The following is a 12,422-nucleotide window of genomic DNA, read 5'->3' on the forward strand; positions in this document are numbered from 1 at the left end:
GTCCCGTGGAACGCGGGACGAGGGCGACGGAAGCCGGACCCCGGCCGCGGGCACCACCCCCGCGGCCGGGGAGCTCGGAGGCCGGACCGGAGTCAGGCCAGGGAATCGTCCGCCTCGGACCGGTGGGGCACCTTCTCGGCGGGGACGGTGCCCATCCGCCCGGCCTGGAAGTCCTCGAACGCCTGGACGATCTCGTCGCGGGTGTTCATCACGAACGGACCGTACCGGGCGATCGGCTCCCGGATCGGCAGACCGCCGAGGACGAGGATCTCCCACCCCTCGGCGCTGGCGTTCGGCTGGGCGTCGGCGGCGCGGACGACGAGTCCGTCCCCGTCGCCCTTGTGGTGCGAGCCGGCGAAGACCGCGAGCTGCCCCTCGTCCAGCGCGACCTCCTCGACGCCGGCCGTCCCGCGTCCCGACAGGACGTACACCAGCGCGTTGAAGTCGCGCGGCCACGGCAGCGCCAGGCGCGCGCCGGGCGCCACGGTCGCGTGCAGGTAGTTGATCGGCGTGTAGGTGGTGCCGGGGCCGTCGTACCCGGCGAGCGACCCGGCGATGACGCGCACCAGGGACGAGCCGTCGTCCGCGGCGAGCAGCTTGACGTCGCGGGCCTCGATGTCCTGGTAGCGCGGCGGCACCCACTTCTGCGCGCGCGGCAGGTTGACCCAGAGCTGGACGCCGTGGAACAGGCCGCCCTTGGCGACCAGCTCGGGCGGCGGCTGCTCGATGTGCTGGATGCCGGACGCGGCCGTCATCCACTGCGTGGCGCCGTCGGAGATCAGGCCGCCGCCACCGGTGGTGTCCTGGTGCTGGAACGCTCCGTCGATGATGTAGGTGACGGTCTCGAACCCCCGGTGGGGGTGCCACGGGGTTCCCTTCGCCTCACCCGGCGCGTACTCGACGGCGCCCATGTGGTCGAGGAGGAGGAACGGGTCGGCCAGGGACAGGTCGATGCCCGGGAACGGGCGCCTGACCTGGAAGCCCTCGCCCTCCAGGTGGCGCTTGGCGGTCACGACCTTCGCGACGCGGCGCCAGTCGGTGCCCTCCTGCGGCAGCAGCGGCAGGCGGGGCAGGGTCAGCGGGTCGGCCATCACGGCAGGCATCGGGTTCTCCCTCGTCCGGGTGTCCGTCCGCGATCGGGCGGCGCATGGTCCCTGCAACGTAGTTGATGCTTCAACTATTTCCTCGGACGGGGGGCGCCCGTCCTGTTAGGCTGAAAATAGCGAGAGTTAGTTGAATCTTCAATGTGTGAGCTATAATCGGGACATGACCGAACCTCGCTGGCTCGACGCCGCCCAGCAGCGCGACTGGCGGGCATACGTGGACGGCAGCGTCCGGCTCGCCGAGGTCATGGACCGCGATCTCAAGACCAAGCACGGGCTGTCGAACTCCGAGTACGAGATCCTCGTCCGGCTGTCGGAGGCGCCCGACCGGCGGCTGCGGATGGCGGAGCTGGCCGACAACGCCAGCCAGTCGCGCAGCCGGCTCTCCCACACCTGCTCCCGCCTGGAGACCAAGGGCCTGGTCAAGCGGGACAGCTGCCCGAACGACAAGCGCGGCGTCTACGCCCACCTGACCGACGAGGGCTTCGCCGCGCTGGACCGCGCCGCGCGCGACCACGTCGAGGTCGTCCGGACGTTCTTCGTCGACGTGGTCGAGCCCCAGGACCTGGAGGCCATCGGGCGCGCGTTCAGCGTCGTCCTCAAGCGGCTCGGCGGCGCGTCCTAGAGCGGGGCGGTCACCCCGGTCAGGAACCCGACGGACAGCAGGGTCAGCAGGCCCCAGGCGAGCATCATCCCGATGCCGAACGTCCGCCACCGCCCGCCGACCCTCCAGACGAGCAGGCCGCCGAGCCCGAACGCCAGCACCAGCAGCGTCACGAACTGCGGCATCAGGCTGGGCCGGCGGCTCATCATCAGCGGCGGATACATCATCACGGCGTCGACGAACACGAACGCCGCCATGCCCGCCGCCAGCGCCTTGACGTCCCGGACGAGGAACGCCCGCGCGCGCTCCGCGGCGACCTGCGCCCTCTCCGTCTGCAGCAGGGGATGCGCATGCGCAGCCTGCTCGACCTCCACGCTGTGCGCGACCGCGAAGATCTCGTCTTCGAGGCTTGGGAGGTCCCTCTCCTGAGGTTCCGCCATCCCGGCTCCCTGGGGCCGGCGCCCGCCGGGCGACATGCCCGGCGGAAGGTTGAGGATCACGGCCCGTCCGTCCCGGCCCTTTCCGGCGAGCGCGCCTTCAAACGCACCGTAGCGAATACCCGGCCCGGCGTGCGCACCCCATGACCTGCGTATGCTGCAAAGATGCCAGGTAGGAGGGCCAAAGGAACCGCGACTTTCCTCGCCACGCTGCTCACCGTGCCGCTCGCCGCGGCCGGATGTGGCCGCGGCGGCGGCGACACGGGCGAGTCGGCGCCCCCGGCGACCCCGCCGACGGCGTCCGCTCCGGGCTCCCCGTCGCCGTCCCCGACCCGCCAGGGCTTCCAGTCCACGATCAAGAAGGTGACGGCCGGGGACCTCAAGTACTCGTGGCGGCGCGGCTGCCCCGTGTCGCCCTCCGGGCTCCGGATGATCGAGATGACCTACTGGGGGATGGACGACGAGCCGCACACCGGCGGGCGGCTCGTCGTCAACGCGAAGGCGGCCGGCGACCTGGTGAAGGTGTTCAGGAAGCTGTACGCCATGCGGTACCCCATCGAGCGCATGGAGCCGGTCGACAAGTACAAGGGCAGCGACTTCGACTCGATCGAGGCGAACAACACCTCGGCGTTCAACTGCCGCCAGGCGACCGGGTCGAGTTCGTTCTCCAACCACGCCTACGGTCTCGCGGTCGACATCAACCCGTGCCAGAACCCGTACGTCTACGCGGACGGGCGGGTCGCGCACAAGGACTGCGTCAAGTACAAGAACCGCAAGAACGACGACCCGGGCGTCATCCACGCCGGCGACAAGGTCGTCAAGGCGTTCGCCTCGATCGGCTGGAGCTGGGGCGGCACCTGGAGCGGCGCCCGCGACTACCAGCACTTCTCCAGCTCGGGCCGCTGAGCGTCACATCATCATCAGGGCGATCACGAGGATCGCGACGACGGCCACCACGGCGACGATGCCGACGATCAGGCCGATGTTCGGGCCGGACTTCTCCGGCTGCCCCTGGCTGGCGAAGTTCTGGAACTGGTGCGTCGTGCCTGCAGGATCCTGCGGTGTCTGCGACATGCCGAAGAGGGTAACGAACCCTTCCGCCCGAGTCGGACGATTTCACCACGAGAGCATCCCGAGTCGCAGCGGGGGTTCCCAGCTTGTGAGCGGAGAGTGTGGGATTCGAACCCACGAGGACTGTCCCCAGCCCTGGGCGCTTTCAAGGCGCCTGCACTAGTCCACTATGCGAACTCTCCAGGTGACCGCCTCGCGGCGGTCATCGCCCACGATAGCGGGCGGGGGCGGTTGCGTTCGACCGCATATGGCGACCGCGCTCAGGGGACGCGGTAGCCGGGGATGGACGGCCAGCGCACCGTGAGCACCACCGACTCCTCCTCGGCCTCCCACGAGTGGTCGACGCCGCGTCCCCACACGACGTAGTCGCCCTGCTCGGCGAGGACGACGTCGCGGCCGGGGAACTCCAGCCGGAAGCGGCCGCTGATCAGCACGAGCAGGGCGGTGCGCTTCTCGCCGTCCGTCCACGCGGCGCGGCGCTCGCCCTTGGGGTGCACGCCCCACTTGATCTCGACCTCGGCGCTGTGCCGCAGGTCGCCGGGCGCCTTGAAGTGCCCGAGCAGCCACCCGCGGTCGGCGGCCGCGTCCGGCGCCGCCTTCCCCACGTACACACCGTCGTCGTCCGTCACAGATGGCAACGGTAGCCCAGGTCAGAGCTGCGGGCGCTGGAAGGCGAAGCCGTCGCCCACCACGGCGGCGAGCGTCAGGTAGGCCTCGCGGGTCCCGGGGGCGAGCTGCTCCAGCTCGACCTCGGCGCCCTCCTCCAGGTGGTCGTCGTAGGGGATGCGGACGACGGCGCGGCAGCGGCTCTCGAAGTGGGCCTGGAGCTTGTCCAGGTCGACCTGGCTGCGGGTGCGGTTGCGGACCATCGACAGGACGACGACGCCGTTGCGGACCAGGTGGCCGTGGTCATGCGCCTCCAGCCAGTCGAGGGTGGCGCTCGCGGACCGGGCGCCGTCCACCGACGGGGAGCTGACCAGGACGAGCTGGTCGGCCAGGCTCAGCACGCCCGCCATCGCCGAGTGCAGCAGCCCGGTGCCGCAGTCGGTGATGCAGACCGAGTAGTACTGCTCCAGGACGACGGCGACGGCCGCGTAGTCCTCGGCGCTGAACGCCTCGCTGACCGCCGGGTCGCGGTCGGACGCGAGGATCTCCAGGCGCGCCTCGTTCTGCGAGGTGAACGCGCGGACGTCCGCGTACCGGTGGATCTGGTCGCGGTTGTTGAGCAGGTCGCGGACGGTCGCGGCGGTCTCCAGCCTGACCTTGTCCGACAGCGTCCCGCGGTCGGGGTTCGCGTCCACCGCGATGACGCGGTCGCCGCGCAGCGACCCCAGCATCGAGCCGAGGCCGGTGGTCGTGGTCGTCTTGCCGACGCCGCCCTTCAGCGACATGACGGCCACCCGGTGGTGGCCGCCCGCCACGGCGGTGCGCGCCCGCCCGATCAGGTCCTTGCGGCGCAGGTCGCCCTGCGACTCGCCCGGGTGGATGCTGCCCGCGGTCGCCTTGTAGACCGCGCGCCGCCAGCCGGACGAGGGCGCGATGCGGCGCTCGCCGAGCAGGTTCTCGGAGCTGAGGCTGTCGGCGCTCTGCGGCTGCTGCTGCTGGGCGGGATGGCCCGGCCCCGTCATCTGTCCGGGCGCCTGCGGGTACTGCCCCTCCCCCTGCGGGGGCCCGGCCGGATACCCGTAGCCCTGCGGCGGGTACGGCTGCCCGGTCGCCGGGTCGACGGGAGGCCCGTAGGGCCGGCCGGTGTTCGGGTCGACGGGCGGGTACGGCTGCCCGGCGTTCGGGTCGGGCGCGTAGGGCTGGCCGGTGGCGGGATCCATCGGAGGATACGGCTGGCCCGGCGCGGGCGGGCCCGGCGGGAACGGCTGACCAGCGGCGTTGGGGTCCATCGGCGGGTACGGCTGCCCGGCGTTCGGGTCAGGCGCGAACGGCTGCCCCGCGTTCGGGTCGACCTGCGGGAACTGCTGACCCGCGGCATTCGGGTCCATCGGCGGGAACTGCAGACCGCCCGCGTTGGGGTCAGGCAGGAACGGCTGACCAGCGACGTTCGGGTCCACCTGGGGGAAGGGGAAGGACTGCCCGCCGACGTTGGGGTCAGGCGCGAACGAGTGCCCCGCGTTCGGGTCGACCGGCGGGTACGGCTGGCCGCCCGCGTTCGGGTCAGGCGCGAACGGCTGCCCGGCGTTCGGGTCCATCGGGGGGAACTGCTGGCCCTCCGCGTTCGGGCCGAACAGGATGGGGTCCTGCATGCTCGGGTCAGGCGGGTAGGGCTGGCCGGGAGCGGGCGGGCCCGGCTGGAACGGCTGACCGGTGCTCGGGTCGACGGGCGGGAACTGCTGCCCCTCCGCACTCGGCTCGGGGGCGAGGGGGAGGCCCGTGGCCGGGTCGAGGGGGACGTACGGGCGGCCCGAGTCGTCGGTGTCCTGCGGGTAGGGCTGGCCCGTGGCGGGGTCGACGGGCTGGTACGCCTGGCCGGGCGCGTCCTGGCGGCCGAACTGGTCGGCCGGGTAAGGCGGCAGCTGGTCGAGGGGCGGGGCCGCGTTGCCGTTGGTGTCGTACGGGGACGGCTGGGACTGGTAGCCGCCCGTCGCGTACGGGGGCGGGAGCATTCCGCCGTCGAAGGGCTGCGGCATCGGGCCGCCCTCGTAGGGCGCCGGCTGCGGCGGGCCGAAGTTCTCGGGGGACTCCTGGAAGGCGGGGGGCGCCGCGAGCCAGGGCTCGTCGTTCAGGGCGGCGGGCTCGGCGGGGGCGGGCTGCGCGTCCTGCTCCTCGGGCTCCTGGGCCGGGGGCTGCGCGCCCTCGGGGGCGGGAGACGGACCCGCCGCGTCGCCGCTCATCGCGTCCAGAGAGGCCAGTCGCTCCTCCAGGGAGCGCCCGTCGTGCTCGTTCCTCGCCACCGTTTTCCCCCTCGGGCACGCCTCTGATGATCCACACGGTGCAGGCGGGCAAAAAGACCCCCACGCAGGATACCGGTGCGTCAATACCGGGCATCCCGCGCGGAGATCGGCCTTGCCGCGGCCTGGCCCGGGGGCCGGGGGCGTCTTGGACCCGCCCGGTAGCGTGACCGGTATGCATGCGATCGTGATTCGCGAACCGGGCGAAGCCGACGTCCTCGAATGGACTCCGGTGCCGGATCCGGCGCCGGGACCGGGCGAGGTGCTGATCGACGTGGCGGCGAGCGCCGTCAACCGCGCCGACGTCATGCAGCGCCGGGGCTTCTACCCCCCGCCGGACGACGCTCCCCCGTACCCGGGCCTTGAGGTGTCCGGACGGATCGCCGGGCTGGGCGAGGGCGTGACCGGGCCGAAGGTCGGCGACGAGGTGTGCGCGCTGCTCAGCGGCGGCGGATACGCCGAACGGGTCGCCGTCCCCGCCTCGCAGGTGCTGCCCGTGCCGCGCGGCGTGGACGTCGTGGAGGCGGCCGGGCTCCCGGAGGTCGCCTGCACGGTGTGGTCGAACGTGTTCATGCTGGCCGGGCTGCGCGAGGGCGAGACGCTGCTCGTCCACGGCGGCGGCAGCGGCATCGGGACGTTCGCCATCCAGCTCGCCAAGGCGCGCGGGGCGCGCGTGGTGACGACGGTCGGCAGCCCGGAGAAGGCCGAGCGGTGCCGGGAGCTCGGCGCGGACGTCACCGTGAACTACCGCGAGGACGACTTCGTCGAGAGCGGCCCCTACGACGTGATCCTCGATCTCATCGGCGCCAAGTACCTCGGCCGCAACGTGGAGGCCCTCGCCACCGGCGGGCGGCTGATGGTGATCGGGCTCCAGGGCGGCGCGAAGGCGGAGCTGGACATCGGCATGCTGCTGCGCAAGCGGGCGCTGGTGCACGCCACGACTTTGCGGGCCCGTCCGTTGGACGAGAAGGCGGAGATCGTGGCCGGGGTCCGGGAGCATGTGTGGCCGCTCCTGGAGTCGGGACGGATCCGGACGGTCGTCGACCGGCGGATCCCCATGGCCGAAGCGTCGCGCGCGCACGAACTGATGGAAGAGAGCGGTCACGTCGGCAAGATCCTGCTGACCGTGTGAGGATGTGGAGTTTATGAGCGAGGCTTCGAAGAGGCAGTCGGAAGAGCCCCAGGTGCTCGTCCTGGGCCCGGGCGGCATCACCGTCGAGGGCGGCGGCGAGGGCGAGTCCGAGGGCAAGTCGGTGACCGAGATGGTCGAGCAGCCGGCGAAGGTCATGCGGATCGGCGGGATGATCCGGCAGCTGCTGGAGGAGGTCAAGGCCGCCCCGCTGGACGAGGCGAGCCGGGCCCGGCTGCGGGAGATCCACCAGTCGTCCATCAAGGAGCTGGAGGACGGTCTCGCGCCCGAGCTGGTCGCGGAGCTGGAGCGGCTGTCGCTGCCGTTCACCGAGGGCACGGTGCCGAGCGACGCGGAGCTGCGGATCGCGCAGGCGCAGCTCGTCGGCTGGCTGGAGGGCCTGTTCCACGGCATCCAGACGACGCTGTTCGCCCAGCAGATGGCGGCACGGGCGCAGCTGGAGCAGATGCGGCGCGCCCTGCCCGCGGGAATGATGCCCCCCGGCGTCGAGGAGGAGCCGAAGCCCGGTCCGCGCTCGTCCGGCCCCTACCTGTAGGACGCACGACTCCGGCCGCACCCCGCAGCGGGTGCGGCCGCGCTATGGGAAGAGCCGCTCCAGGACCTCGGCCACGCCGTCGTCGTCGTTGCGGGACGTCTTGTGCGCCACGGCGGCCAGCACGAGCGGGTGCGCGTTCGCGACCCCGTAGGACGTGCCCGCCCAGGTCAGCATCGGCAGGTCGTTGGGCATGTCGCCGAACGCGGTGACGTCCCGCGCGGTGATGCCGTGCTCGGTGCACAGGGCCGCCAGGGCGCTGGCCTTGGTGACGCCGAGCGCGCTCATCTCCAGCAGCCCCCGCCCGGAGGAGTGCGTGACGGTCACGAGGTCGCCGACGGCCCGCACCGCCTTCGCCGAGAGCGCGTCGGGGTCGGCGGCCGGGTGGAAGGCGAGCAGCTTGGTCCCGCCCCGGCTGACCAGCTCGGCGTCGTCGACGGGACGGCCGCCGAGCGCCGCCGCGTCCCACCGGCCGAGGTCGTAGCTGGCCTCGAACACGAACCCGGTCGGGTACTCCACCGCGAAGCGCAGCTCGGGCACGACGCCGCGCAGCCGCCCGATCACCTCGGCGAGCACGTCCGGCGCGATCTCGTTGGCCTGCAGGACGGTCTCGGTGTGCAGGTCGTAGAGGACGGCGCCGTTGGCGCAGATCGCGACGCCGCGGTGGTCGACGGCCGCGGCGATCTCCGTCATCCAGCGCGGCGGCCGCCCGGTGACCATGACGAGCATCGCCCCGGCCCGCTCGACCCGGGCGAGGGCGGCGACGGTCCGGGCGGAGATCGTGCCGTCGGAGCGCACGATCGTGCCGTCGAGGTCGGTGGCGATCACACGCGGCGAGGACTCAGTCATGTCACCTTCCTGGGCAGATGGGACACACCCTAGGCCAGGGCCCTGACACGCCCGGCTCCCGGCATCGCCCCAAGGCCCGCGGAGACGCGAGCGGGGCCCGTCCCGGTCAGGACGGGCCCCGCTCCACGCGCGTTCAGCGCTTGACCGGCTCCAGGACCTCCAGGCCCAGGAACTTCTGCAGCGCCTTCGGAACTCGCACCGAGCCGTCGGCCTGCTGGTGGTTCTCCAGGATCGCGACCATCCAGCGCGTCGTCGCCAGCGTCCCGTTCAGGGTCGCCACCGGCTGGTTCCTGCCGTCGGCGTCGCGGTACCGCACCGCCAGGCGCCGCGCCTGGAACTCGGTGCAGTTCGACGTCGAGGTGACCTCGCGGTAGGTGTTCTGCGTCGGCACCCACGCCTCGCAGTCGTACTTGCGGGCGGCGCTGGCGCCGAGGTCGCCCGCCGCGACGTCGATCACCCGGTACGGGATCTCGACCTTGCCGAGCATCTCCTTCTCCCACTCCAGCAGCCGCAGGTGCTCGGCGTGGGAGTCGGCCGGGTCGCAGTAGGAGAACATCTCCACCTTGTCGAACTGGTGGACGCGGATGATGCCGCGCGTGTCCTTGCCGTAGGAGCCGGCCTCGCGGCGGAAGCAGGACGACCAGGCCACGTACCGGCGCGGCAGCTCGTCGACGATCTCGTTCATGTGAAACGCGGCGAGCGGCACCTCCGACGTGCCGACCAGGTACAGCTCGTCCTGCGGGAGCTGGTAGACCTCGGCGGCGTGCGCGCCGAGGAACCCGGTGCCCTCCATCGCCTCCGGCTTCACCAGGACCGGCGGGTACATCGGCACGAACCCGCTCGCGACGGCCTGCTCCATGGCGAGGTTCAGCAGCGCGTACTGGAGCCGCGCGCCCACGCCCGTCAGGTAGTAGAACCGCGCGCCCGACACCTTCGCGCCGCGCTCCATGTCGATGGCGCCGAGGCTCTCGCCGAGCTCCAGGTGGTCCTTCGGCTCGAAGTCGAACGCGGTCGGCTCGCCGACGTGCTCCAGGACGACGTAGTCCTGCTCGCCGCCGGGCGGGGCGCCCTCCTCGATGAGGTTCGGGACGCCCTTGAGCAGCGCGTCGAGCTCCTCGCCGAGGCGGTCGGCCTCGGCCTCGCGCTCCTTCACCTGCTGCGCCAGCTCCTTGGCGCGGGCCAGCAGCGCCTGCCGCTCGTCGCCCTGCGCCTTGGACACCGACTTGCCGAGACTCTTCTGCTCCGCCCTGAGCTGCTCGAACGAGGTCAGCGCGGAGCGGCGCCTCCCGTCCAGGTCGAGCAGCCGGTCGACGACGCCGTCATCCTCACCGCGGGCGCGCTGCGAGGCGCGCAGCCGCTCGGGATCCTCTCGAAGAGCTCGCAGGTCAATCACAGACCCGAGGCTACCGGCCCGACGCCCCCGTCCGCGCGCGAGTATCGGCGGTTCGCGTCCGCCGGCCGCCGCCGCTAGCGGACGCCGCCGGCCAGCAGCGCGTGCGCGGGCAGCGCCACCTTCCCGTCGCCGGCCGCGTAGTCCGCGACGATCTCGTCGTAGGCGGCCTTGACGCGGGCGACGGTCGGCGCGTCCTGCCGTCCGACGACCACGCCGTTCGTGCCGACCCGGGCCAGCGCGCCCGTCTCCCACCACTCCTCGGGGTCGACGACGTGCTCCCAGGTCACCTCCTCGACCGCGACGTCGGCGAACCCGGCCTCGGCGACGAGCCGACCGAACGCCGCCGGCTCGCCGTACTCCAGGAACGGCGGCTCGGGGATGTCGTCCGGCCACGGCACGCCCGCCGCCTCGATCGCCTCACGGACGACCGCGAGGGCCCCGCTGCCCGGCATCATCCAGCAGGTCATCGCCAGGCGCCCGCCCTCGCGCAGGACGCGCCGCAGCCGGGCCAGCGCCACGTCGGGGGCGCCCACGTGGTTGATGACGAAGTTGCCCGCGACCGCGTCGAACGCCGCGTCCTCGAACGGGACCTCGGGCAGGACGGCGACCCGCACGTCCAGCCCGGGGACGTTCCGGCGCGCCGTCTCCGCCATGCCCGGCTCGGCGTCCATGGCCGACACCAGCGCGCCGCGCCGCGCCGCCTCCCGCGAGACGAACCCGGGACCCGTGCCGACGTCGAGCAGCCGCGTCCCGCCGGTCACCCCGGCCGCGTCCAGCAGCGGCTCGATCATGTACCGGGTGACGTGGGCGAATCCCCGCTCGTACGCGGGGGCCCGCCCGGCCCACAGCTCCCGCTCGTAAAGGTCGAAGTCCTTCGCCACGCCCCGCAGCCTACGTCAGCGGACGTCCACGGTGTCGGCCGGCGAGGTCGAGCCGATGTACCCGGAGGACTCCTTGTAGACCGCCTTCCAGGTGCCGTCCGCGGACGCCTTGAACTTCTTGGAGAACCAGCCGTAGACGTTGGTCTTCGTCGCCGCCATCCGAACCCACTTCGCGGTGCCGGCACGCCGGAAGTACACGTACACGGGCGCGTTCGGGGCCGGGCTCGCCAGGTCCCGGAACCGGAAGAGCTGCCCCTTGACCGCGAGGGTCCCGCCCTTCCTCACCGGCTCGGGCGAGGCGTTGAAGACGTACCACTCCGTCCGGTACTTGACGTCGACGAAGTCGACGGAGCTGACGGCCGGCATGGTCAGGAGGCTGCCCGGGTAGCGGACGCGCCAGTACGCGTCCTTCGTCACCAGCTTGGGATCGTTGAAAGTGAAGTACACGGGCCGCGCCAGGGTCTGGCTCGCCCAGGCCTTCCACTTCTTGCCGTCCAGGGAGTACTCCAGGTACACCGGGAGGTCCGTGGCGCCGGTGTCGCCGGGCCGGACGTACAGTCGCCCGTCCGCGACGATCGGTTCGCGGTAGGCGTGCGGCTCGGGGATGGCGTTGAAGCCGTCGATCTCGGAGTAGTTCTGGATCTTCAGCGTCCCGAGGTCGACCTGGCTGCCGGTGAGGGACTCGTTCCCCTCGAAGCGCGCCGTCACGGTGCCCGACTTCCCGACCTGCCGCCCGACGGTGAAGGCGGCGCGGAAGGTGCCGTCCGCGAGCGTCCGGGTCGTCTTGATGCTTCCGGCCTCAAGGAGGTCGGGCGGCACATCGAGCTGGATCTCCAGCCCCTCCACGGGCTCGGGACGCGTGCCCTGCCGGAGGACTCTGCCGTGCACGGTCATCACCGAGCCCGGACTCACCGGCGATTCCGGCCGCATCTGACCGGTGATGACCGTGGCCTGCTTGTCGACGGTGAGGGAGGCGGCCCGGGTCGTGACATCGGTCGTGCCGGCGTGGGCGGCGCCGGGCACGAGGAAGAGGGAGGAGGTGAGGGCGGTGGTGGCGAGCAGTGCGGATGAGCGACGCAAGGCGAAACCTCTCCACTGAATACTGGTATGGAGTTGACGTCCGACGCTGACGGGGGGTTGACAGCCGGTGATCACGCTTCCATCACGTCAGCGCACGTCCACGTAGTCGGCCGGCTGGTTGGAGCGCAGGTACGTGGAGCCGCCCTTGTAGACCGCCGTCCAGTAACCGTCCTTGGACGCCTTGAACTTCTTGCCGAACCAGCCGTTGCTCGCCGTCTTCACCACCGCGACGCCGGTCCAGGTGGACGACCCCTTGGCCTTGAAGTAGATGGAGACCGGCGCCCCCGGGCCCGGCTTCCCCGCGGGCATGTAGCGGTACAGCAGGCCCTTGACGGTGATCGCCGCGCCCTTCCTCACCGGCTCCGGCGAGGCGTTGAACTGGCTCAGCCGGGCCAGGAGAACTGCACGCAGAAGATCTCTGC

General features: G+C 72.0%; 14 protein-coding genes and 1 tRNA gene. 4 read left to right on the forward strand and 11 right to left on the reverse strand.

What is annotated here, in order from left to right; all coding sequences use genetic code 11:
* Positions 1-92: 92 nt before the first annotated feature.
* Positions 93-1,103, reverse strand: coding sequence for a pirin family protein (locus AB0C69_RS25940; protein WP_360357760.1), 1,011 nt, complete (start codon positions 1,101-1,103; stop codon positions 93-95).
* A 163-nt stretch (positions 1,104-1,266) separates the two neighbouring features.
* Between AB0C69_RS25940 and AB0C69_RS25945 the strand changes: the two genes are divergently transcribed.
* Positions 1,267-1,728, forward strand: a complete 462-nt coding sequence (locus AB0C69_RS25945) for a MarR family transcriptional regulator (RefSeq protein WP_345171614.1) — start codon at positions 1,267-1,269, stop codon at positions 1,726-1,728.
* Here AB0C69_RS25945 and AB0C69_RS25950 read toward each other — a convergent pair.
* On the reverse strand, positions 1,725-2,147 hold the full coding sequence (locus AB0C69_RS25950; RefSeq protein WP_345171616.1) for a hypothetical protein: 423 nt from the start codon (positions 2,145-2,147) through the stop codon (positions 1,725-1,727). The two genes, AB0C69_RS25945 and AB0C69_RS25950, sit on opposite strands and share 4 nt — an antisense overlap.
* A gap of 162 nt (positions 2,148-2,309) precedes the next feature.
* On the opposite strand from AB0C69_RS25950, the gene AB0C69_RS25955 reads away from it, so the two are divergent.
* Positions 2,310-3,050 (forward strand): M15 family metallopeptidase, encoded by a 741-nt coding sequence (locus AB0C69_RS25955; protein WP_345171618.1) that lies wholly within the window; start codon positions 2,310-2,312, stop codon positions 3,048-3,050.
* 3 nt (positions 3,051-3,053) lie between these two features.
* Here the strand turns inward: AB0C69_RS25955 and AB0C69_RS25960 are convergent, their stop codons facing one another.
* The 4 genes from AB0C69_RS25960 to AB0C69_RS25975 all read right to left on the reverse strand — a co-directional run bounded on the left by AB0C69_RS25960 (position 3,054) and on the right by AB0C69_RS25975 (position 6,118).
* Complete coding sequence (locus tag AB0C69_RS25960; RefSeq protein ID WP_345171619.1) at positions 3,054-3,218, reverse strand: hypothetical protein; 165 nt, start codon at positions 3,216-3,218, stop codon at positions 3,054-3,056.
* A 90-nt stretch (positions 3,219-3,308) separates the two neighbouring features.
* Positions 3,309-3,397, reverse strand: a tRNA-Ser gene (locus tag AB0C69_RS25965).
* Between the two features lie 78 nt (positions 3,398-3,475).
* Positions 3,476-3,844, reverse strand: a complete 369-nt coding sequence (locus AB0C69_RS25970) for a signal peptidase I (RefSeq protein ID WP_345171621.1) — start codon at positions 3,842-3,844, stop codon at positions 3,476-3,478.
* Between the two features lie 21 nt (positions 3,845-3,865).
* Positions 3,866-6,118 (reverse strand): AAA family ATPase, encoded by a 2,253-nt coding sequence (locus AB0C69_RS25975; protein WP_360357763.1) that lies wholly within the window; start codon positions 6,116-6,118, stop codon positions 3,866-3,868.
* A gap of 172 nt (positions 6,119-6,290) precedes the next feature.
* Between AB0C69_RS25975 and AB0C69_RS25980 the strand changes: the two genes are divergently transcribed.
* Positions 6,291-7,247, forward strand: coding sequence for an NAD(P)H-quinone oxidoreductase (locus AB0C69_RS25980; protein WP_360357764.1), 957 nt, complete (start codon positions 6,291-6,293; stop codon positions 7,245-7,247).
* Positions 7,248-7,260: 13 nt separating this feature from the next.
* Positions 7,261-7,800, forward strand: coding sequence for a bacterial proteasome activator family protein (locus tag AB0C69_RS25985; protein WP_345171627.1), 540 nt, complete (start codon positions 7,261-7,263; stop codon positions 7,798-7,800).
* 42 nt (positions 7,801-7,842) lie between these two features.
* On the opposite strand, the gene AB0C69_RS25990 is transcribed toward AB0C69_RS25985, so the two are convergent.
* The 5 genes from AB0C69_RS25990 to AB0C69_RS26010 form a co-directional block, all read right to left on the reverse strand.
* Complete coding sequence (locus tag AB0C69_RS25990) at positions 7,843-8,646, reverse strand: Cof-type HAD-IIB family hydrolase (RefSeq protein ID WP_345171629.1); 804 nt, start codon at positions 8,644-8,646, stop codon at positions 7,843-7,845.
* A gap of 133 nt (positions 8,647-8,779) precedes the next feature.
* Positions 8,780-10,039 carry a serine--tRNA ligase gene (serS, locus tag AB0C69_RS25995; protein ID WP_360357765.1) on the reverse strand — a complete coding sequence of 420 codons (1,260 nt, stop codon included), beginning with the start codon at positions 10,037-10,039 and terminating at the stop codon, positions 8,780-8,782.
* A 74-nt stretch (positions 10,040-10,113) separates the two neighbouring features.
* A complete protein-coding gene (locus AB0C69_RS26000) occupies positions 10,114-10,920 on the reverse strand; it encodes a methyltransferase domain-containing protein (RefSeq protein ID WP_345171633.1) in 807 nt (268 codons plus the stop codon).
* Between the two features lie 15 nt (positions 10,921-10,935).
* A complete protein-coding gene (locus AB0C69_RS26005) occupies positions 10,936-12,000 on the reverse strand; it encodes a hypothetical protein (protein ID WP_360357767.1) in 1,065 nt (354 codons plus the stop codon).
* Between the two features lie 87 nt (positions 12,001-12,087).
* Positions 12,088-12,422: hypothetical protein (locus tag AB0C69_RS26010; RefSeq protein ID WP_360357769.1), on the reverse strand; the 335-nt coding region annotated here is incomplete at its 5' end.

Source organism: Actinomadura sp. NPDC048032, assembly GCF_040653175.1.
In the GTDB taxonomy this organism is placed as follows: Bacteria; Actinomycetota; Actinomycetes; order Streptosporangiales; family Streptosporangiaceae; genus Spirillospora; species Spirillospora verrucosospora.

Coding starts and splice junctions, on each gene's coding strand:
- AB0C69_RS25940 (WP_360357760.1), bottom strand. CDS start 1,103: ATGCCTGCCGTGATGGCCGACCCGCTGACCCTGCCCCGCCTGCCGCTG.
- AB0C69_RS25945 (WP_345171614.1), top strand. CDS start 1,267: ATGACCGAACCTCGCTGGCTCGACGCCGCCCAGCAGCGCGACTGGCGG.
- AB0C69_RS25950 (WP_345171616.1), bottom strand. CDS start 2,147: ATGGCGGAACCTCAGGAGAGGGACCTCCCAAGCCTCGAAGACGAGATC.
- AB0C69_RS25955 (WP_345171618.1), top strand. CDS start 2,310: ATGCCAGGTAGGAGGGCCAAAGGAACCGCGACTTTCCTCGCCACGCTG.
- AB0C69_RS25960 (WP_345171619.1), bottom strand. CDS start 3,218: ATGTCGCAGACACCGCAGGATCCTGCAGGCACGACGCACCAGTTCCAG.
- AB0C69_RS25980 (WP_360357764.1), top strand. CDS start 6,291: ATGCATGCGATCGTGATTCGCGAACCGGGCGAAGCCGACGTCCTCGAA.
- AB0C69_RS25985 (WP_345171627.1), top strand. CDS start 7,261: ATGAGCGAGGCTTCGAAGAGGCAGTCGGAAGAGCCCCAGGTGCTCGTC.
- AB0C69_RS25990 (WP_345171629.1), bottom strand. CDS start 8,646: ATGACTGAGTCCTCGCCGCGTGTGATCGCCACCGACCTCGACGGCACG.